At 65.4% G+C, this 20,735-nt stretch carries 18 protein-coding genes; 12 read left to right on the top strand and 6 right to left on the bottom strand.

Features of this window, described 5'->3' with window-relative positions; all coding sequences use genetic code 11:
- The first annotated feature begins 91 nt into the window (after positions 1 to 91).
- The 7 genes from AVAK2825_RS18250 to AVAK2825_RS18220 all read left to right on the top strand — a co-directional run bounded on the left by AVAK2825_RS18250 (position 92) and on the right by AVAK2825_RS18220 (position 7,662).
- Positions 92 to 2,983, top strand: coding sequence for a DUF6531 domain-containing protein (locus AVAK2825_RS18250; RefSeq protein ID WP_284401495.1), 2,892 nt, complete (start codon positions 92 to 94; stop codon positions 2,981 to 2,983).
- Between the two features lie 63 nt (positions 2,984 to 3,046).
- Complete coding sequence (locus AVAK2825_RS18245; protein WP_284401493.1) at positions 3,047 to 4,441, top strand: RHS domain-containing protein; 1,395 nt, start codon at positions 3,047 to 3,049, stop codon at positions 4,439 to 4,441.
- 3 nt (positions 4,442 to 4,444) lie between these two features.
- On the top strand, positions 4,445 to 4,918 hold the full coding sequence (locus AVAK2825_RS18240; protein WP_284401534.1) for an RHS repeat-associated core domain-containing protein: 474 nt from the start codon (positions 4,445 to 4,447) through the stop codon (positions 4,916 to 4,918).
- Between the two features lie 25 nt (positions 4,919 to 4,943).
- A complete protein-coding gene (locus AVAK2825_RS18235; protein WP_284401491.1) occupies positions 4,944 to 5,354 on the top strand; it encodes a hypothetical protein in 411 nt (136 codons plus the stop codon).
- A 37-nt stretch (positions 5,355 to 5,391) separates the two neighbouring features.
- Positions 5,392 to 5,718 carry an RHS repeat-associated core domain-containing protein gene (locus AVAK2825_RS18230; RefSeq protein WP_284401489.1) on the top strand — a complete coding sequence of 109 codons (327 nt, stop codon included), beginning with the start codon at positions 5,392 to 5,394 and terminating at the stop codon, positions 5,716 to 5,718.
- A 208-nt stretch (positions 5,719 to 5,926) separates the two neighbouring features.
- Positions 5,927 to 6,361: a hypothetical protein gene (locus AVAK2825_RS18225; RefSeq protein WP_272566986.1), complete on the top strand. Its 435-nt coding sequence runs from the start codon at positions 5,927 to 5,929 to the stop codon at positions 6,359 to 6,361.
- Positions 6,362 to 7,194: 833 nt separating this feature from the next.
- Positions 7,195 to 7,662, top strand: coding sequence for a hypothetical protein (locus AVAK2825_RS18220; protein WP_284401486.1), 468 nt, complete (start codon positions 7,195 to 7,197; stop codon positions 7,660 to 7,662).
- A 58-nt stretch (positions 7,663 to 7,720) separates the two neighbouring features.
- Here the strand turns inward: AVAK2825_RS18220 and AVAK2825_RS18215 are convergent, their stop codons facing one another.
- Both AVAK2825_RS18215 and AVAK2825_RS18210 read right to left on the bottom strand, forming a co-directional pair.
- On the bottom strand, positions 7,721 to 8,623 hold the full coding sequence (locus tag AVAK2825_RS18215; protein ID WP_284401484.1) for a LysR family transcriptional regulator: 903 nt from the start codon (positions 8,621 to 8,623) through the stop codon (positions 7,721 to 7,723).
- Between the two features lie 31 nt (positions 8,624 to 8,654).
- The gene (locus tag AVAK2825_RS18210; protein ID WP_284401482.1) at positions 8,655 to 8,810 is read right to left on the bottom strand and encodes a hypothetical protein; all 156 of its coding nucleotides are present in this window, start codon (positions 8,808 to 8,810) and stop codon (positions 8,655 to 8,657) included.
- Between AVAK2825_RS18210 and AVAK2825_RS18205 the strand changes: the two genes are divergently transcribed.
- The 5 genes from AVAK2825_RS18205 to AVAK2825_RS18185 all read left to right on the top strand — a co-directional run bounded on the left by AVAK2825_RS18205 (position 8,809) and on the right by AVAK2825_RS18185 (position 14,331).
- Positions 8,809 to 9,534 carry a pirin family protein gene (locus AVAK2825_RS18205; RefSeq protein WP_284401480.1) on the top strand — a complete coding sequence of 242 codons (726 nt, stop codon included), beginning with the start codon at positions 8,809 to 8,811 and terminating at the stop codon, positions 9,532 to 9,534. The two genes, AVAK2825_RS18210 and AVAK2825_RS18205, sit on opposite strands and share 2 nt — an antisense overlap.
- 111 nt (positions 9,535 to 9,645) lie before the next feature.
- The gene (locus tag AVAK2825_RS18200; RefSeq protein WP_272566992.1) at positions 9,646 to 10,332 is read left to right on the top strand and encodes a hydrolase; all 687 of its coding nucleotides are present in this window, start codon (positions 9,646 to 9,648) and stop codon (positions 10,330 to 10,332) included.
- A 45-nt stretch (positions 10,333 to 10,377) separates the two neighbouring features.
- On the top strand, positions 10,378 to 12,267 hold the full coding sequence (locus tag AVAK2825_RS18195) for an amidohydrolase (RefSeq protein ID WP_284401478.1): 1,890 nt from the start codon (positions 10,378 to 10,380) through the stop codon (positions 12,265 to 12,267).
- A 14-nt stretch (positions 12,268 to 12,281) separates the two neighbouring features.
- On the top strand, positions 12,282 to 12,689 hold the full coding sequence (locus tag AVAK2825_RS18190) for a DoxX family protein (protein ID WP_284401476.1): 408 nt from the start codon (positions 12,282 to 12,284) through the stop codon (positions 12,687 to 12,689).
- On the top strand, positions 12,679 to 14,331 hold the full coding sequence (locus AVAK2825_RS18185) for an MFS transporter (RefSeq protein WP_284401471.1): 1,653 nt from the start codon (positions 12,679 to 12,681) through the stop codon (positions 14,329 to 14,331). The genes AVAK2825_RS18190 and AVAK2825_RS18185 overlap by 11 nt, the downstream gene beginning before the upstream one ends.
- Positions 14,332 to 14,732: 401 nt before the next feature.
- On the opposite strand, the gene AVAK2825_RS18180 is transcribed toward AVAK2825_RS18185, so the two are convergent.
- The 4 genes from AVAK2825_RS18180 to AVAK2825_RS18165 all read right to left on the bottom strand — a co-directional run bounded on the left by AVAK2825_RS18180 (position 14,733) and on the right by AVAK2825_RS18165 (position 20,660).
- A complete protein-coding gene (locus tag AVAK2825_RS18180) occupies positions 14,733 to 15,074 on the bottom strand; it encodes a DUF4198 domain-containing protein (RefSeq protein ID WP_284401467.1) in 342 nt (113 codons plus the stop codon).
- Between the two features lie 423 nt (positions 15,075 to 15,497).
- Positions 15,498 to 17,540: a TonB-dependent receptor gene (locus tag AVAK2825_RS18175; protein ID WP_284401465.1), complete on the bottom strand. Its 2,043-nt coding sequence runs from the start codon at positions 17,538 to 17,540 to the stop codon at positions 15,498 to 15,500.
- Positions 17,541 to 17,914: 374 nt separating this feature from the next.
- Positions 17,915 to 18,283: a DUF1428 domain-containing protein gene (locus tag AVAK2825_RS18170; protein ID WP_284401463.1), complete on the bottom strand. Its 369-nt coding sequence runs from the start codon at positions 18,281 to 18,283 to the stop codon at positions 17,915 to 17,917.
- A gap of 301 nt (positions 18,284 to 18,584) precedes the next feature.
- Entirely contained in the window at positions 18,585 to 20,660 is a 2,076-nt protein-coding gene (locus AVAK2825_RS18165) for a molybdopterin-containing oxidoreductase family protein (protein ID WP_284401461.1), read from the bottom strand.
- Positions 20,661 to 20,735: the final 75 nt, after the last annotated feature.

Raw genomic sequence — 20,735 nt, 5'->3', positions numbered from 1 at the left:
GATGGCCAGAAGCCCCGAGGCGATTGGCGCAAAGACCTTACCTCTCCCCCTTGCCTGAACCCGGCAAACGATCCCAAGAAAGAGCGACAGCATGAGTGGCAAACCAGCGGCACGGCAAAGCGACATGACCCAAAAGGGCGGGCCGATCGTTCAGGGCTCGGCCACCGTGCTGATCGGCTCGGCGGGGGGCGTGGCGTGCTCCGTGTGCCCGGGCGGCATGGCGGTGGGCAGCCCCGTCAACCCGGCGCTGGGGGCCAAGGTGCTGATGGGCGGGGACGAGCTGGACTTCAGCCTGCCCGGGCCGATGCCGCTCGTGTGGCAGCGCCAGTACAGCAGCTACGTGAACGAAGAACATGGGGCGGCCTGCGGGCTGCTGGGCTACGGCTGGAAGCTGCCCATGGAGATCGCCGTGCGGCTGGAGGCAGGGCGCACCGTGCTGCTGGACACCGGGGGGCGGGCCATCACCTTCGGCGAGCCGCTGGCACCCGGCCAAGCGCTGTACAGCGCCAGCGAAGACCTGTGGCTCCTGCGCGGCGGTGGCGGCACATCGCTTGCAGCCGCCCCTCTCTCGCGCACCCCTGCCGAGCTGCAGCCCTGGGCCTGGCAGCCGCGCTGGGCCCACGTTCCCTCTGAAGTGATGGGCGATCCCCGGTGCGTGATCGCCGCCTCGGGCAACGGCGGCGCCGTGTGGCTGCTGTGGCCGGGGGAGGACGGGCGCCACCGCGTGGGCCAGGTGCTGGACCGCTTCGGGCGCAGCCAGCACTACGGATACGACGAGCACGGGCGGCTCATCGCCATCACCGACGGCAGCGGGCGGCGCTATGCGCTGCACTACAACCGCGAGCGGGAGGGGGCTGCCGCCGCGGCCCCAACCACCGCCACCGCCCACCCGCTGCTCGGCCCGGACAGCGGCGAGCGCCTGACCGGCGTGGACTGCGTGCACAACCCGCTGGATGCGGCCTGCACCGGCCCGGGCTACCGGGTGCCGCTGGTGCGCTACCGCTACGACAGCGCGGGCGACCTGGTGGAGGTACTGGGGCGGGACGGCCAGCGCACGCGCGAGTTCGGCTACGACCGGGTGCACTGCATGGTGCGCCACCGGGTGCGCAGCGGACCGCTGCACACCTACGTCTATGAAGACCAGGGCGTGGCCATGCCCCGGCCCGGCACCCGCGTGGTGGAGCAGCACAACGAGCAGGGACTGTCGTACCTCTTCGAATACCGCGATCCCCCCGCCATCCCTCCCGCCACCCCGGCTGCGATCGGCGAGTCCGAGACGGACCCCGACACCCCGGACCCCGACACCCCGCAGCCCGTGTTGCAGCCTGTGCCGGTGAGCGAAGTGCGCGTGCGCGACAGCCTGAACCGGCTCACCCGCTACCACTTCGAAGGCGCGGGCGGAGACAAGCGCCTGGTGCGCCTCGTGCTGCCCGATGGCGCCGAGCAGCGCGACCGCTACGACGGCGCGGGCCGGCGCGTGGCGCACACCGATCCGCTGGGGCGCACCACCTGGTGGCGCTACGACGGCGCCGGGCGGCTGCTGGGCACGCAGCACCCCGACGGGCGCAGCACCCGCTATCGCTGGGGCGAGGCGGGCTCGGCGCAGGACGGCCTGCTGCTGCAGAGCGTGGGCCTGGGGGCGCTGCCAACCCACATGGACTACGACACCTGGGGCCGGCTGCGGCAGGTGACCGTGGGCGATCCCCAGGGCCTGGATGCCCCGGCCCTGGCCACCCGCTTCGAATACGCCCCCCTGACCGCCGAGGGCGCCATCGACCCCGCCACGCAGCCCTGGTGCGACCAGCCCGTGGCCGTCATCGACGCGCAGGGCGGGCGCAAGGAACTGGCCTACAACGGCTGCGGGCAACTCACGCGCCACACCGACTGCTCGGGCCGGGTGCATGCCTGGCACTACGGCGCCTTTGGCGAAGTGCGCGAGAGCATCGATGCCCTGAACCAGCGCACGCGCTACCAGTACGACGGCGCGGGCCGGCCCACCCGGGTCATGGCGCCCGACGGCTCGCAGGTGCAATACCGCTGGGGCCCGAACGGCCAATTGCAGGCGGCCACGCACAGTGCGCAGCCCGTGGGGGAGGGGGATGCCGCGGGCCACAGCGCCTTGCCCAGCACCTCCGTCACCTATGGCCACGACCTGTGGGGCCGCGTCGTCGCGCAAACCCAGGCCGGCCAGGGATTCGCGCTGCGCTACGACGTGGCGGGCCGTCTGGTGGCGCTCATCAACGAAAACCAGGCCGTCACCCGCTTCGTGCACGACGTGCAGGACCGGCTGGTGCAAGAGGTGGGATTCGACGGGCGCGTGCAGGTCTATGGCTACGACGCGGCCGGCCAGCTCGTGCACAAGAGCGATGGGCACGGGCAGGGCCACCACCCGGGCGTGCAGGGAATGGTTGGGCAAGGAATGGCCGGGCAGGGGGCGGCCGCCCAAGGGCTGGGCGCCACCGTGAGGAGCCGCAACCACCACGATGCGGGCGGGCGCATCGTGGCCCGCGTGCTGGTGCGCTCCCCGGGCCTGCCAAGCGCGCAGGCCAACGACACCAGCGCCCATGACCGCGGCGAGAGCCTGCAGATCCAGGCCTACGAGTACGACGACCGCGGCGCCCTCGCCGTGGCCCGCACGTGGAGCGCGCACCTGCCCTGGGCGGCAGAACAAGGCCGCGCCCACCCCCAGACCCTGGGCGAGCAATGGCTGGACGTTCCCGCCCCGCTGCTGCAAGCCCTGCTGGCCCTGGGCGCAACCTCTGCCGCAGAGCCCGATCCGGCCCTGGCCGAAGCCGCGCAGCGCCTGCAGGCCCAGCGCCTCATCGCCGACACCCGCGTGGCCCTGGAGCGCGACGCCTTCGGCCGGTCCACGGGCGAGGCGCAGACCTTGTACCGGCAGGCGCATGCCGCGCCCCTGCGGGGCGGCGAGCCAGAGCCCGAGTTCGAACACCGCATCGCGCACCGCCTGGGGGCGCTGGGGTAGCGGCTGGGCAGCCAGCTGCAGGGCCTGGGCGAGCTGGACTGGCTGGCCTACGGCTCGGGCCACGTGCACGGGCTGCTGCTGGACAAGACCCCGGTGCTGGCCATCGAACGCGATGCGCTGCACCGGGAGGTCGCGCGCAGCGTGCAACTGGAGGGCGGCGCGCAACGGGTCCATGCCGCAGTCACCCAGACCCGGCGCCTGGACCCCATGGGCCGGCTGCTGCAGCAAGATTGGCAAGGGCTGCCCTCGGCAGGCGCGGCGCAGGCACCGGGCCCGCTCGCCGCCCTGTCCGTGCGCCGCTACACCTACGACGCGCTGGGCCAACTGGTGGGCGTGCAGACCCCGTTGGATGCCACGCGCTACCACTACGACGTGCACCAGCGCCTGACCGGCGTGGTGCATGCGGTCGCCGACACCGTGCAGCAGCGGCGCTGGCGGCTCGATCCGGCGGGCAACCGGCTGCCGGACCCCTCGGGCCAGGACGCGGCCCCGGGTGCGGACCGCCAGGACTGGGCGAGCCAGGTGCAGCAGAACCTGCACGACCCGGGCTTCGATCTGCTGCAGCCGCAGGGCGGTGCGCCAGGCCGCGCGGGCGGGCCGGTGGATCAGTGGCCGGGCAACCGCATCGGCTGGAGCCACGGCGGGGCGGGCGCCGGTGCGGGAACCGGTGCGCAGGGGGGCACCCTGCAGTACCGCTACGACGCCTTCGGCAATCGGGTGCAGGTGCAGCACGCCGATGGGCGCACGCTGCGGCTCGAGTACGACGCGCTGCACCAGTTGACGGCGGTGTCCGAGCAGGCGCTGGGCGAGCCGGGCTGGACGCCGGTGGCGCGCTACCGCTACGACGCCTTCGGGCGGCGCCTGGCCAAGACCGTGGTGCGCGAAGGGCGGGAGGACACCACCCACTACGGCTGGGACGCCGACCGGCTGGTGCACACGCAGGATGAAAAAGGCATCCGGCACACCGTCTATGAGCCGGCCAGCTTCGTGCCGCTGCTGCAGTTGCAGCGCAGGCAAGGGGCCAAGGATGCGATGCAGACGCTGATGGGCCTGGGCGCAGAGTCGGGCGAAGGCCCCACGGATGCGGCGGACAGCTTCGCGGGCATGCCGCGTGCGCAGCGTGAGATGGTGCAGGCGGCGCTGCAGAGCGTGCTGGATGCGGCCACGGGTGCGAAGGCGCTACAACGCGCGCAGGCGCACATGCCCCGGGAGCTTGCACAGCTGATGGCGGGCAGCGTGGGCCAGTTGCAGGCTGAGAGGCAAGCCCAGGCAGCGGGCAACCCGCTCACCATCCGGCACTACCTGTGCGACCACCTGGGCACGCCGATCGGGCTGGTGGATGGCAATGGGGAGAAGGCGGGGCAAGTGACGTGGGCGGCCAGCTATGGCGCCTGGGGCGAGGTGCGGGAGGAATACAACCCGTACCGGATCGAGCAGAACATCCGGTTCCAGGGGTAGCAGCTGGATGCCGAGACGGGGCTGCATTACAACCGCTTCCGGTACTACGACCCCAATATTGGGCAGTACATCACGCAAGATCCCATTGGGCTTAATGGCGGGATTAATAAATCAAGCTATCCAGTCAATCCGATGAATTGGGTAGATCCGATGGGGCTTGCGGAGGAAGGAGGCGGCTTGTTGTCGAAAATCTACGGTTGGTGGGACAAGGGGAGCAAGGCAAAAGATGGTATTGATGCAGGAAAATTGACAATGGAAAACAGAAAATTAGAAAGAGAATTGGGACGTCTGGAGGATGAATTGGCAATGTGTTTGGCGAAATCGCCTACATGCCAAACCGCAGAGATGGAAAAAATTGAAAAAAGAATAACTGATGTAAGAAAGAAAATTTTAAATAATACTGGGGAAATTGCAAAAATAATGATGGAAACTCCTGGTACTTCTGCCGGAGGTCCAGTGCACATTCCAGGTCTTTAATTATGAAAATAAAATATATATTTTTATGGGATTGTTGACCTTTCTCGTGGCGGCATTTCTTCTATTTTTTTATCTCAAAAGAGATTCTGGCATTGAATCCATGATACCGAGTGGCCGATGTGTTAAGTCGGCTTATAGCGATGACGATAGAAAAGATCGCGTTTCAGTAAATTGCCAAGACTATAATGGGGAAATTTATACAATTATCCTAAGAAAATTCAGTGATAAAAAAGATTCAGAAAATGTTTTGGCAAATTTGAAAACTGGGGAACATGTCGGAGAATTTCTTTGTTCCAATTTCAAAAATCCTCAAAGTGCAAGTAGTGAAAATAAAATAAATGCACTTCACGTCTGCTTTTTGGAAAAAAATTCAATGTTGATCACATCTACAAGTCAAAATGCGATTTTGTTTTTTATAAACCAGTTTAAGGACTGATTTTGATAGCGAAGTGGTCTCAACAGCCTGAGGCGAGGTGCGGGAGGATAGCAACCCGCACCGCATCGAGCAGAAAATCCGGTTCCAGGGGCAGCAGCTGGATGCCGAGACAGGGCTGCATTACAACCGCTTCCGGTACTACGACCCCAATATTGGGCAGTACATTACGCAAGATCCCATTGGGCTTAATGGCGGGATTAATAAATCAAGCTATCCAGTCAATCCGATGAATTGGGTAGATCCGATGGGGCTTGCGGAGGAAGGAGGCGGCTTGTTGTCGAAAATCTACGGTTGGTGGGACAAGGGGAGCAAGGCAAAAATGGTATTGATGCAGGAAAATTGTCATTGGAGAACAGAAAGTTAGAAAAGGAATTGGCACGTCTGAGAGATGAATTGCTAATGTGTTTGGCAAAATCGCCTACATGCCAAACCGCAGAGATGGAAAAAATTGAGAACAGAATAGATGAAGTCAGCAAGAAAATTTTAAACAATACTGGAGAAATCACGAAAATAATGATGGAAACTCCTGGGACTTCTGCCGGAGGTCCGGTGCATATTCCAGGTCTGTAATTATGAAAACAAAGCATCTATTATTTTTAGGATTGCTGGCTCTTTTGGCGACGGTATTCCTTCTGTTTTTTTATCTCAAAAGCCATTCAGGAATTGAATCTATGATACCGAGTGGTCGATGCGTTAAATCCGCTTATAGTGATGACGATAGGAAAGATCGCGTTTCAGTAAACTGCCAAGACTATAATGGAGAGGTATATACAATCATTCTTAGCAAAATTGACGATAAAAGGGATTCAGATAACGTTCTGGCAAATTTAAAAAATGGCGAAAAGATTGGGGAATTTTTCTGCTCTAATTTTGGAAATCCTCGCAGCAAAAGCAGTGAAAATAAAATAAATCAACTACAAGCCTGCTTTTCGGAAAAGCATTCAATATTTATTGTTTCTACAAGTCGAGACGCAGTTTTATTTTTCATAAATCAGCTCAAGGACTGATTTCGATAGCGATGTGATCTCAAAGGTTTGGTGTTCCAAACCCGCCATTGCCCTAGTTGCTATTGGCTCTTTTGCTATGAATTATGTAGCGGATTGATTTGCGTTTGATCCATGAGTGAACCTCTCAAAACCCCAATTCCTGCTAATCGACGCCCATATAAATCAACGAGTTACAACGCTAAAACTTGCGAATTCGGAGGTTTTGAGAGGTTTCCTAGGGTGGCTGCTAAGAAAAGGCCTGATAAAGAAGATGAGTCATGGGATATGTGGCATAAAAACTTTTTAATCCTGCCATAGAATATCGAAGATGAAATATTTCTTTATGGCTAATTCAATATCGGCATTTTTTGTGTCGATATTGTTTGTTGTATCAATAGATCGTCATTACAGGGGTCTTTATTTTATTGTGGGGCCGCTCGTTTTTCTGGTTTCTTTGTGTCTTATGTCTCTTTTTTTGCCATTGATTTTAGGTATTTATAAAAAATTTGGCTGTTTTAATTCATTTTATGCGCCTTTTTCCTTGGCGTAATTGTGATCTTTGGCTTTCTCTATTTTGTTTTAGGTACTACGCCGGCACTTGATAGAATTCCATTTTTTATGGGGTGGCTGGCGGCTGCGCTGCAACCCTTTCTCTAATTGTCAATTTGCTTTTTAAAAAATGGCTCGTGCACAAACGTCAAAGCTGAGGTCTGGCATTTGAGATGTTGGCGCTATGGTATTAATGAGGCAGGCCACGTCGTGATCAATGGATCGCCAATAGCGGCTATCGATGCATCTTGCAATAAAGACTCCGCCGAATCTAATGTCGGTAAAAATTCTATTGTGGAAATTTATTGACTCAAGAGAATTTGAAATTGATAAGCAAAGCGCCTTTCCAAGCTCTTCCGGCATATTCGAAATGGATCTCGCGCGCGTGTTGGATTCCATTCGCCGTTCTGGGCTTGGGCATCCTCGTGTTCTTTCTGTCGATGGTCGCATCGGCCTTTCAGGAACTGCTGCCCAAATGGGTGGCCGCCCATGATTATTTGCCCAAGGCGATGGCCTATCTGCTGCTGGGCGCCCACGTCCTTCTGACTTCGGGCCTGGCTTTTCTCGTCTTCATCCTGTTTTTCATCAGGAACAAGCAGCCGCTGCACGGGTTTTATGTGGGGATGTTTTTTCTCCTTTATTTTCCCTTGCGGGTGTTTTTCATCTTTATGGTGATGCCGCTTTTCCCGCTGTGGTTGGTCCTGGAATGCGGGGAAATCTGGGTGCTGAAAAAGATCTATCGCAAATTCCCGCAGCGGCTGGCACCCCCCTGACGGGAATCGGCCGTCGCAGCGACGCTTGCCGCCGTGATCGGCCGAGTCGGCGGCGCCCTCACTGCGGCAGGATGCCCGGCAGCAGCGGCCGGTCCAGCCGTTGGCGCCACCATTTGAGCGCCTCGCCCATGTGATCGGGCTTCCAGGCGAGCCAGAAGGTCTCGTCGGGTCGGGGTTCCTCCACCGGCAGCTCCACCAGCACCCCTGTCTCCAGCTCCACCCGGATGCACGCGCGCGGCAGGAAGCCGTGGCCCAGGCCCGCCGCCTGGCAGGCGATCTTGGCCTGCATCGACGGCACGGTGATGCGTCGCTGGCCCGACTGCAGGCCCACGGTGCGGTCGGTGAGCGACCGCGCGCCGTCGCCCACCACCACGGCGGTGTGGTCCAGCAGGTCGCTGCGGGTGATCGGGCGCTGCAGTTGCGCCAGCGGGTGCGTGGCCGTCACGCAGAACACGAACGCCAGGCTGCCCACGGCCACCGCCTTGTAGCCGCCGCCGGCCGGGCCTTCGCCCGCCGCCACGACGATGTCGGCGCGGCCGTCGCGCAGCGCCTCCCAGGTGCCCGTGAGCGCCTCGCAGCCGATGCGCAGGCGCGTGCCGCAGTGCAGGTCCTCGAAGGCGCAGATGTCCTGGTTGAACGCGCTGGTGGGGATGAGCGAGTCGTGCACCAGCCGCAGCTCCGATTCGAACCCCGTGGCGATCTGCCGCATGCGCGACTCGAGCTGGTGCGCGGCCGTGAGCAGCCAGCGGCCTTCCTTGAGCATTTCCTGCCCCGCGGGCGTGAGCGCCACGCGCGGGCCGTTGCGGGTGAAGAGGGCGATGCCGAGTTGTTCCTCCAGTTTCCCGATGGCATAGGAGATGGTGGACGGCACCTTGTGCAGGCGCTCGGAGGCACCGGCGAACGAGCCGTGGCGGGCGATGGCGTCCACCAGTTCGATGGCTTCGAAGGTGAGTTTCAGCATGGGGGCAGGCCAGTGGATTGAATCATCGAAATTATCGATGATGAACGGCCAAACCTTTCAACCTGCGCCCCATCGCGGCGCGGGATACTTTCTTCACCGCCGCACTGAAGCCCAATGAAATCGAGGCGATTTCAGCGACAGGCCCCAGTGTGAATTTCATCGAATAAACCGAAAGGAAGCGCACCATGCTCGACATCCGCAAAGCCCACCAGCGCGGCAACGCCAACCACGGCTGGCTGCATTCGCACCACACCTTCTCGTTCGGCCATTACCGCGATGCCAACCAGCAAGGCTTCTCGGACCTGCTGGTCATCAACGACGACCGCGTGGCGCCGGGCAAGGGCTTCGGCACGCACCCCCACCGCGACATGGAAATCTTCTCCTACGTGCTGGAAGGCGCGCTGGAGCACCAGGATTCGATGGGCACCGGCTCGGTCATCCGCCCCGGCGACGTGCAGATGATGAGCGCCGGCACCGGCGTGCGCCACAGCGAGTTCAACCACTCGGCCGAAGCGCCCGTGCACTTCCTGCAGATCTGGATCGTGCCCGGCGTGACCGGCGCCACGCCCCGCTACCAGCAGGTGCACTTCAGCGAGGCCGAAAAGCGCGGCCGGCTGCGGCTGATCATCTCGCCCGAAGGATCCGACGGCTCGCTGGCCGTGCACCAGGATGCCCGGGTGCATGCCGGCCTGTTCGATGGCGACGAGGCCGCCGAGCTGGACGTGGGCCCCGGCCGCAACGTGTATGTGCACGTGGCCCGCGGCAGCCTGGAGGTGAACGGCGAGCGCCTGTCCGAAGGCGACGGCGCCCGCATCCGTGACGCTGGCGCCCTGCGCTTTGCCAGGGGCGAAGGCGCCGAGGTGCTGGTGTTCGACCTGCGCCCCAACGAGCTGCCCGCCATGCCGCACTGATCGACAAGGGGCGGCGGCACCGCCGCCCCGCCTGCCTTCTTTTTTGTCTTTCGATTCCCCGCTTTTTTGTTTTCTCTCCTCCATTCACTCGATCCATCCAGGAGTTTTGCCATGACCGCCACCGCCACCCGCATCAACGCCGCCGCCAAGCCCGTCGCCACCGCCACGCCCGGCGCCACGCTGCTGAACCCGCAGGACCACACGCTGGTGATGATCGACTTCCAGTCGCAGATGGCCTTCGCCACGCATTCGATCGATGCGATCACGCTGCGCTCCAACGCCGGCCTGGTGGCCAGCGCGGCGGCGGGCTTCGGCGTGTCCACGATCCTGACCACCGTGGCGGAAAAGAGCTTCAGCGGCCCGATGTTCGAGGAGGTGACCGCACCGTTCCCCGGCCAGGCGCTGCTGGACCGCACGTCGATGAACACCTGGGAAGACGAGGCCGTGATCCGCCGCATCAACGAGATCGGCAAGCCGCGCATCGTGCTGGCGGGCCTGTGGACCAGCGTGTGCATCGTGGGCCCGGCGCTGTCGGCGCTCGACCAGGGCTTCGAGGTGTACGTGATCGCCGATGCGAGCGGCGACATCTCCACCGAGGCCCACCACCGCGCCATGGAGCGCATGGTGCAGGCGGGTGCGCGGCCCATCACGGCGCTGCAGTATCTGCTGGAGCTGCAACGCGACTGGGCGCGCACGGACACGTACGACATGACGACCGGCATCGCCAGAAAGTTCGGCGGCGGCTACGGCTTGGGCATCACCTATGCCAAGGCCATGTTCAACGCCCACGAGGGTTGAAAAGAGCGCACCCTTCGCATTGCCGATCCCCCAAGGAGCCTGCCCATGACCCCGCCCACCCCTCCCGACCTGATCCTGTACAACGGCCGCTTCACCACGCTGGACCGCGCCAACCCCGCGGCCAGTGCCGTGGCGATCGCGCAGGGGCGCTTCACCCACGTCGGCATGGACCGCGACGTGCTGGCGATGGCCGGGCCGGGCACGCGGCGGATCGACTTGAACGGCCGCAGCGCGCTGCCGGGCCTGATCGACAACCACCTGCACATCATCCGCGGCGGGCTCAACTTCAACATGGAGCTGCGCTGGGACGGCGTCAAAAGCCTGGCCGATGCCATGGGCATGCTGCGGCGCCAGGTGGCGGTCACGCCCGCGCCGCAGTGGGTGCGCGTGGTGGGTGGGTTCACCGAACACCAGTTCGCGGAGAAGCGCCTGCCCACCATCGCCGAGCTGAATGCCGTGGCGCCGGACACGCCGGTGTTCATCCTGCACCTGTACGACCGCGCGTTGCTCAACGCCGCCGCGCTGCGCGCCGTGGGCTACACGCGCGACACGCCCGCGCCGCCCGGCGGCGAGATCGTGCGCGATGCAGCCGGCAATCCCACCGGGCTGCTGCTGGCCAAGCCCAATGCGGCCATCCTCTATGCCACGCTGGCCAAGGGCCCCAAGCTGCCGCACGCATACCAGGTCAACTCCACGCGCCACTTCATGCGCGAGCTGAACCGCCTGGGCGTGACGGGCGCCATCGATGCGGGCGGCGGCTTCCAAAGCTACCCCGACGACTACCAGGTGATCCAGGAACTGGCCGATGCCGATCAACTCACCATCCGCCTGGCCTACAACCTGTTCACGCAAAAGCCGAAGCAGGAAAAGGAAGACTTCCTGAACTGGACGGCCACGTCGCAGTACAAGCAGGGCACGGACTACTTTCGCCACAACGGCGCGGGCGAGATGCTGGTGTTCTCGGCGGCGGACTTCGAGGACTTCCGCCAGCCGCGCCCCGACATGGCGCCCGAGATGGAGGACGACCTGGAAGGCGTGGTGCGCATCCTGGCGCAGAACCGCTGGCCCTGGCGCATGCATGCCACCTACGACGAGACCATCGAGCGCGCGCTCGAGGTGTTCGAGAAGGTCGATCGCGACACGCCCCTGGCCGGCCTGAACTGGTTCTTCGACCATGCCGAGACCATCTCGGAAAAGTCCATCGACCGCATCGCCGCTTTGGGCGGCGGCGTGGCCGTGCAGCACCGCATGGCCTACCAGGGCGAGTACTTCGTCGAGCGCTACGGCGCCGGCGCGGCCGAGGCCACGCCGCCCGTCAAGCGCATGCTGGAAAAGGGCGTCAAGGTCTCGGCCGGCACCGACGCCACGCGCGTGGCCAGCTACAACCCGTGGGTGTCGCTGTCGTGGCTCATCACGGGCAAGACCGTGGGCGGCCTGCAGATCACGCCGCAGCGCAACTGCCTGGACCGCGAAGCGGCGCTGCGGCTGTGGACCGAGAACGTCACCTGGTTCAGCAACGAAGAAGGCAAGAAGGGCCGCATCCAGGCCGGCCAGCTGGCCGACCTGACCGTGCCCGACCGCGACTTCTTCGCCTGCCCCGAATCCGACATCGCCGACACCACGGCGCTGCTCACGATTGTGGGCGGCAAGGTGGTGTACGGCGCCGGTGATTTCGCCCGCTTCGACGACGCGGCACCGCCGCCCGCCATGCCCGACTGGTCGCCCGTGCGCACCTTCGGCGGCTATGCCGGCTGGGGCACGCAGGAGGGCGCGCCGCTGCAGGCCGTGGTGCGCCGCGCGGCCGCCGCGTGCGCCTGCGCCAACGATTGCAACGTGCACGGCCACCAGCACGCCACGGCCTGGAGCAGCCGGCTGCCGATTGCCGACCTGAAGGGCTTCTGGGGCGCCCTGGGCTGCGCCTGCTGGGCGGTGTGACCGTGGCGAACGGAATGGACGCGCTGCGCGGCGCCTTCACCGCGCCCTGGGTGCAGTCGCTCGCGCTGCTGTGCCTGTGCGCGGCCTACCTGCAGGGCGGCATCGGCAAGGCGCGCGACTTCGCCGGCGCCGTGGCCGAGATGCGCCGTTTCGGCCTGGCGCCCGCCGCGCCCGTCGCGGCGGCCACCATCGCGCTGCAGCTGGGCGCCTCGCTGCTCATCGTCTCGGGCTGGCACCGCTGGCTGGGCGCGCTGGCGCTGGCCGGCTTCACCGTGCTGGCGGCGTTCCTGGCCGACCGCTTCTGGCAGGTGGCGCCGCCCGAGCGGCAGCGCGCCGCCAACGCATTCTTCGAACATTGGGGCCTGGTGGGCGGCATGCTGCTCGTTGCCTGGCACGACCTGGGAGGCCTCCATGGCACATGACGATCACCCACACGATTCACCGTCCGCCGCGGCCATCGCCGCGCCCGCACCTTCGGGCAGCTTCGCGCCGCTGCGCCTGCCGCTGTTCGCGGTGCTGTGGTCCGCCACGGTGCTGGGCAACATCGGCAGCTTCATGCGCGACGTGGCCAGTTCGTGGATGGTGACCGAGCTGTCGTCCAGCCCCACCGCCGTGGCGCTGGTGCAGACGGCGGCCACGCTGCCGATCTTCCTGCTGGCGATTCCGGCCGGCGTGCTGTCGGACATCCTGGACCGCCGGCGCTTTCTGATCGCCGTGCAGGTGCTGCTGGCCTGCGTGAGCGGCACGCTGCTGGTGATGGCGCGCACGAACACGCTCACCGTGGAATCGCTCATCGCGCTCACCTTCGTGGGCGGCATCGGCGCGGCGCTCATGGGGCCCACATGGCAGTCCATCGTGCCCGAACTGGTGCCCCGCAGCGAGCTGAAAAGCGCCGTGGCGCTCAACTCGCTGGGCATCAACATCGCCCGCGCCATCGGCCCTGCGGCCGGCGGCCTGCTGCTGGCCAGCTTCGGCGCGGCCGCGGCCTACGGCCTGGACGTGGCGAGCTACGGCTTCGTGATCGCCGCGCTGCTGTGGTGGAAGCGCCCCAAGGCCGAGCCCACCGGGCTGAACGAGCAGTTCTTCGGCGCCTTCCGCGCCGGGCTGCGCTACGCGCGCGCCAGCCGCGAACTGCATGTGGTGCTGCTGCGCGCGGCGGTGTTCTTTCTGTTCGCCAGTTCCGTCTGGGCGCTGCTGCCGCTGGTGGCGCGGCGCATGCTGGGCGGTACGGCGGGCTTCTATGGCGTGATGCTGGGCGCGGTCGGTGCCGGGGCCATCCTCGGCGCGGTGCTGCTGCCCCGCCTGCGCAAGCGCCTGGATGCCGACGGGCTGGTGCTGCTGGCCTCGCTGCTCACCGCGGGCGTGATGGCCGTGCTCACCCTGGCGCCGCCGCGCGAGGCCGCCGTGGCGCTCATGCTGGTGCTGGGCCTGGGCTGGATCATCGCGCTCACCACGCTCAACGGCGTGGCCCAGGCCGTGCTGCCCAACTGGGTGCGCGGCCGGGGCCTGGCGATCTACCTCATGGTGTTCAACGGCGCCATGGCCGCCGGCAGCCTGGGCTGGGGCCTGGTGGCGGGGCAGGCGGGCCTGCCGGCCACGCTGCTGGCCGGCGCGGGTGGCCTGGTGCTGGCGGCGTGGCTCTTTCACCGCGTGAAGCTGCCCACCGGCGAGGCCGACCTGCAGCCGTCCAACCACTGGCCCGAGCCGCTGCTGGCCGAGCCCGTGGCGCACGACCGCGGCCCGGTGATGGTGCAGATCGAGTACCGCGTGCGCACGCCTGACCTGCCCGCGTTCCTGCAGGCCATGCAGCACGTGGCGCGCGAACGCCGCCGCGACGGCGCCTATGCCTGGGGCGTGGCGGAACACTCCGCCGAGCCCGGCCGCGTGATCGAGTGGTTCCTGGTCGAGTCGTGGGCCGAGCACCTGCGCCAGCACGGCCGCGTCTCCAGGGCCGACGCGGACCTGCAGGCCGAGGCGCTGCGCTACCACGTGGGGCCGGAGCGGCCCGAAGTGCACCACTATCTGGCGCTGGATGGGCAGGGCGTTGCGGCGGGGGCGGCGTGATGCCGGCGGGGCGGGTCAGATGCTGCCAAGCCAGACTTCAGATCGAAAAGGGCTCCAGCACAATATCCACTAGGGCATGTTGCTATTAAATAAATAGCATTCATTTGTCGGCACTGCAGGGCCGATGGCGCTGGGCTGGAGCGGCGTCTGCGTCAGGCCACCTGCGCTGCGATGCGCGCCGCGTGTCATCGTCAACGCTATTCGAGAACGGATGCAAATTTCGGGAAATGAAGAGTGGCTGACGCGACCGCTCGACAAGGCGAGAGCAGATGATTGCCGAACCCTGCAGACCAAGCGTGGGTTTCTCTCCACGACCCAGCAGTGGTTGTTTAGGCCCGCAGCATTCCAGTCCCTCAGCCGTCACCGGCAGGTCCGCTTTCGGCAGGTCGTGTCAGCCGGTCTCAGTGCGCAGGGAACGCCAGCAGGTACTCCCAGCTCATGCTGGTGGTGCGTGGGTCATTGGCCACCGGCACGCGGCGGATCGCCAGCAACTGATTGATGCCCGCCGTGGGCGTGACCGTCGCAGTGCCGTCTTCAGCCGTCGTGACGGGCGCCCCCTTCTCGCCCAGCGACAGCCGGATGCCGGCGATGGGTTTTCCATCGAACAGCACGCGCACACGCATGGGTTGGCCTGCATCGGGCGTGTCCGCCTCCAGGGCCACGATCTCGAACTGTTGCCCCAATTCCTTCTTTGCGATCACGCCCCACTGGATGATGGTCTTGTGGTACTTGAGCGCATGCACACCACTGGTGGCGCCGGGGTTCTCCGGTCATGGGCTTGTTCACCATCTGGCCACCCTCGACCTTGCTGAAGAAACCGTTGTCGAAGTGGGCCGCCAGCAACGCGGCCTGGCGCTCGGGCTTCACGCGCACCCCATCGGGCCGCGGTTCCACCGCCACGTCGATCTTGCGGCCTCGGCGATCAAAGGCCTGCAGGCTCTTCAGCTTGTGAGCGGGGTAGGTCTCCAGTTGGCCTTCGTGCCCGCCGAACTGCACGAGGTAGCCGCCGCTGGCATCAGGCTCCAGCCAGACGTTGTGGGCCTGCGCAGAGCCCAGGCCCAGGGCCAGCGCTGTGATGGCCAGCAGGCGCAGGAGTGGTGTCGGGGTGGTGGTCTTCATGGCGTTCTCCTGGATTGCCTGAGCTTCCTGGATCGGGTGGTCACAGGTCAGAATTGCAGCTTGGTGCCGAGCTTGAAGGTCCGTGGCGCACCGGGTGCGAAGACCTGCGTGCCTCCGATGACCGAGGCCGAGGTGGCATAGGCCTTGTCGCTCACGTTGGCGATGGCGGCGTAGATCTCATAGCGGTTGGCGACTCGGTACGCAGCGCTCAGGTCCACCGTGGCATAGCCGCCATAGCCCACGCTGTTGTCGGCGTTCACCGCATAGGCGCCCACCCGGCGCCAGGTGGCGGTGGTGGACCAGTCCGCGGCGGGGCGCCAGGTGGCGCTCACCGTGGCCATGTAGCGCGGCACGCCGGCCACTTGCTTGCCGATGAGGGCCGCATTGCCGTTCTCGGTGATGCGCGAATGCGCGCTGCCCCAGGTGAGGGCCAGGTCCACGTCGCGGTGTGCTGCCCACAGGGCGCTGGCCTCCACGCCGCTGCGTCGCGTGGCGCCATTGTTCTCGTACACGCCGGGGGCCACGGTGCGGATCTCGTCGGAGGAGGTGAGGCGGAAGGCCGCTACATCCAGCACCAGGCCCTGCACGGGCTTGAACTGCGCACCCACCTCGGTCTGGCGAAAGACGTTGGGGTCGAGCGTGGCGGCGCCCAGTGCGTACTTGGCGAAGGTGCTGGGCAAGGCAAAGCCCTCGGCCCAGCTGGCGCGCAGCTGCACGCCCGGCGCGACGTCGGAGCGCACGCCCAGCTTGGGGCTGGCATGGGACATCCTGGCCAGCGGGCCGCAGGGGTCCGTACCCGTCTCGGCACCGTTGCGCTCGCAATTGCCGGTGAAACGGTCCCAGCGCAGGCCGGCCGAGGGTTTGAACAGCGGGTGGATGGGCGCCTCGATCTCTCCGAAGGCCGAGACACTGTTCAGCTTCGAGGTGCGGTTGTTGATGGCAGGGGCCAGGCGCGCACGGTTGTCCAGCCCGTCGAAGTACAGGTAGTCGGTGGCTTCGCGGAAAGTCTCCAGCCCGGCCACCCAGTTCAGCGGGGTTCCTGCCACCGGGGTGCGGCCGTTCAGGCTGGTGCCCGCACCATGGACATGGCGGTCGTAAGTCTCCTCGCGCTGGCGCCAGGTGGTGGCATTGACCGGGCGGCTGAACCAGCGTGTGAAGTCCTGCTGTGTGGTGTAGGCAAACGTCAGCAGTTTCACGTCGGGCGAGAGTGCGTAGTTCACGTCCGCGCGCAGCGTGGCGAAGTGCTTGTTGGCGCCATCGTTCATGGCGCGCGGGTCCTTGCCATAGGGGTTCTGAGCGAACTGCGCGGCCGTGACGTAGCCGGGCGAATCGCCATCGGCCTCGTGCCAGCGCCCCGACAGCGCTACGTCCAGGTCGGCGCTGATGCGCTTGCTCCAGCGGCCTGCCAATGTGCTGCGGTGATCGTCCGACTGTGCCCGGAAGCCATCGGTGCGGTCGTGCTGCACCGCCAGGTTCAGGTATTCCCACTCACCCAGTTTGAGACCCCATGCGCCTTGCAGATCCACCGTGCTGTGGGAGCCGAGACTCGCATCCACCTCCCGGTACTCTCCACGCTTGCGCGTCTCTATCGCCATCAGCCCGGCGCGATTGTAGTTGCCGTACAGCGCCGATACGGGGCCCTTGTAGAGCGTGAAGCGCTCGATCTCCAGCGGCACGATGACATTGAGGTCCACATACCCATCGGCGTGCGACATGGCTTCGTTCAGCGGAATACCGTCGAGCACGACGCCCACGTCGCCGCCATGCCCACCACCGCCAAAGCCGCGCATCACGATGGTGTCTGCCACGCCCGAGAGCTGGTAGTTCTGCACGTTCATTCCGGGCACATGGCGCAGCAGCTCTGTCGGCTGGCTCACATGCTTGTCGCCGATCTCTTCGCTGTCGAAGCTCGTGCTGGAATAGGCGGAGGCAGCCCCCTGCAGCGCCTGACCTTTGATCTCGATGGAGTCCAGGGTGGGCGAGGCTTGCTGAGCCGCCGCACACTGGGCTCCAAGGGCCAGCACCATGGCGGCGTACAGGGGGCGACCATGCAGATTGCTGGCCTGGTGCAGGAAGGGACCTCGTGTCATGGGTTTTGCGGTATGAAATGAAGACGCAGGACCGGTGGGCCACGCAGGGGCCATCCCGATCATGGGTCTTGCGCAGTTGCGTCATATGCCCGCGCAGGAGGTCGCGGATGGCGCCATGGCGTTGCAGCACAGTTCCAAGGCTCGCCGAGTATGAAGAACTGCCGTTTGATCTTCAATACGCCGCATGGCGTATCGCAGCCCCCAGCCGAGGCACTGGTTCATCCAGGCGCCCAGCGGTGGGGCGGCCGCAACGGGACCCGGCTGGCGCGGCGCGCGGGGCGACGATTGAGGACCTCCTTCGTGCAGGCGAAGGCATCGTGCCCGTTGTTGTGGCCGAGGCAGCCGCCATGCGCGGCGACAAGGCCACTTGCCGCTTACGCCTTCACATCAACCACCGGTTCGAAGCCCCCAAAAATCATGCGTTTGCCGTCAAAGGGCATGGGCAGGTTGCCGGGAACAGAGGGGTCCATGCGCGGGTCTTCCATCATCTTCTTCATCCCTGCGTCGCGAGTGGCCTTGTCTGGCCATTCAACCCAGGAAAAAGCCACCGTCTCCTCTGCCGTGGCCTGCACTGCTCTGCGGAAATCGGTGACCTTGCCGTCGGGGACATCGTCGCCCCAGCACTCGATCACGCGGATCGCCCCCAACTCGATGAATATGGGATCGAGCGTACGGGCATGCTCGATGAACTTTTGCTTGTTGGCGGTAGGGACTGCAATCACGAAACCATCGATGTACGACATGTCATCACTCCTGTTGGATTGATCGTTGGCGCGCTCGTTGGGGCATGCCCCGTATTCCTTCCGCTGGCGGCAGGAGAACCAAGTCGATCGGCAGGACGGACCGGGGGCAACGGGTTTTGAGAGGCGCAAGAACCGCGCAAAAGCCTATCGCTTCCGACAGCGCGGCCCTCTCAGGATAGACCCTCGGGACGCAGACCACTGCCGCTGCAAGATTCTTCAATCATTGCGTGGGCTGGCCGGCCTGCGCACGGACCATGAATGAAAAGGCGCGCCGTGGTCCGGGCAAGTGGCGCCGTGCGCATCAAGCCTCGGACACCGCCGCCACTTCCACCACGCAGTCGTAGAACGTGGGTGCCGCACCGATGTCGGACAGGGCCTGGCTGGTCAGCTCGTTCACGTTGGTGCCGTTCACGCCGAACTTGCGCCACCAGATGCCCAGGCCGTTGACCACGCCGGGGCGGGCGCGGCCGTTCACGGCGGCGTGGCATTCGTAGCTGCCGCGGTCGTTGAACACGCGCACCCGCGTGCCGTCGGCGATGCCGCGCGGGGCGGCGTCGTCGGGGTGGATCTCCAGCACCGGCTGCGTCTCGATGTTGCGCAGGCTCTGCACGTTCACGAAGGTGGAGTTGAGGAAGTTGCGCGCGGGCGGCGAGATCATGGCCAGCGGGTAGCGGCCGCCGGGCTGCGGCAGCTCGTGGTTGGGCACGTGCTCTGGCACGGGCGGCAGGCCCTGGGCCGCCAGCCGCTCGCTGTAGAACTCGCACTTGCCCGAAGGCGTGTGAAAGCCGCCTTCGGCGAACGGCGCATCGGGCAGGGGCAGGGGCGCGAAGCCCACTTCCAGCAGCTGCCCGAAGTCGATGCGGTCGCCGTAGGCCTGGCGGCACAGGGCCTCGTCGCTGTCGGCAAAGCAGGGCTCGGTGTAGCCCATGCGCTCGGCCAGGTCGCGGAAGATGCGGGCGTTGGAGCGCGACTCGCCCAGCGGCGCGATGGCCGGGCGGTTGAGCAGCACGTCGGTGTGGCCGTAGGAGACGTGCACGTCCCAGTGCTCGAGCTGCGTGGTGGCGGGCAGCAGGTAGTCGGCGTAGTCGGCCGTGTCGGTGCGAAAGTGCTCCAGCACCACGGTGAAGAGGTCGTCGCGCGCGAAGCCCCGGGCCACCTGCGCGGAGTCGGGCGCCACGGCCACGGGGTTGCTGTTGTAGACCACGACGGCCTCGATCTTCGGGCCGAACTCCGGCGAGGATTCGCGCAGCAGGTCGTCGCCGATGGTCACCATGTTGATGGTGCGCGGCACCGGGCCCGTGTGCAGGTCGGGGCGCTGCAACTGGGCGCGCTGCACGGGAAAGTGGCCGGAGCTCGACAGCAGCAGGCCGCCCGCGCGGTGGCGCCAGGCGCCGGTGAGCGCAGGCAGGCAGGCCACGGCGCGCGTGGCGTTGCCGCCGCCGCGCACGCGCTGCATGCCGTAGTTCAGGCGGATGGCGGCGGGCCGCGTGGTGCCGTAGTCGCGCGCCAGCTGGCGGATCTGCTCCACGGGCAGACCGCAGACCTCGGCCGCGCGCTCGGGCGGCCACTGCAGCGCGTTCTCGCGCAGCGCGTCCCAGCCCACGGTGTACTGCGCGATGTAGTCGTGGTCGAGCCAGTCGTTGGCGATCAGCTCGTGCATCAGCGACAGGGCCAGGGCCGCATCGGTGCCGGGGCGCAGCTGCAGGTGTTCGTGGCACTTCTCGGCGGTCTCGCTCTTGCGCGGGTCGATGCACACCAGCCGGGCGCCGTCGCGCTTGGCCTGCTGCGCGTAGCGCCAGAAGTGCAGGTTGCTGCCGATGGAGTTGCTGCCCCAGATGACGATGAGGCGCGATTCGGCGAAGAACTCCACCTTCATGCCCAGCTTGCCGCCCAGCGTGTAGTTCAGGCCCTCGCCGCCGGCGGTGGAGCAGATGGTGCGGCCCAGCTGCGATGCGCCCAGCCGGTTGAAAAAGCGCCGGTCCATGCTTTCGCCCTGCACCAGGCCCATGGTGCCCGCGTAGCTGTAGGGCAGGACGGCCTGCGGGGCGTGGGCGGCGATGCGCGTCAAACGCGCGGCGATATCGGTGAGTGCCTCGTCCCATGACACCGCCTCGAACTGCGCCCCCGGGCCCTTGGGGCCGACGCGCCGCAGCGGCTGCAGCAGGCGGTCGGGGTGGTTCGTGCGCTCGGCATAGCGCGACACCTTGGCGCACAGCACGCCGCCGGTGTGGCCGTGCGCCGGGTTGCCCTGCACGCGCGTGGCCACGCCGTTGTCCACGGTGGTGAGCAGGGCGCAGGCGTCGGGGCAGTCGTGGGGGCAGGCCCCGCGCACTTGCCGGACCGGCTCGGAAATGGGGGGGATTTCAGTCGTGGACATAGGGGTTTTCCTGTCGATACACTCACCGACCAGCAGCGATGGCGGGGTGGCAACCCCGCGGAACGTCGACGTTTT

This window comes from Acidovorax sp. SUPP2825 (assembly GCF_030158995.1).
Classification (GTDB): domain Bacteria; phylum Pseudomonadota; class Gammaproteobacteria; order Burkholderiales; family Burkholderiaceae_C; genus Paracidovorax.
This window is presented reverse-complemented; position numbering and strand designations above follow the sequence as displayed.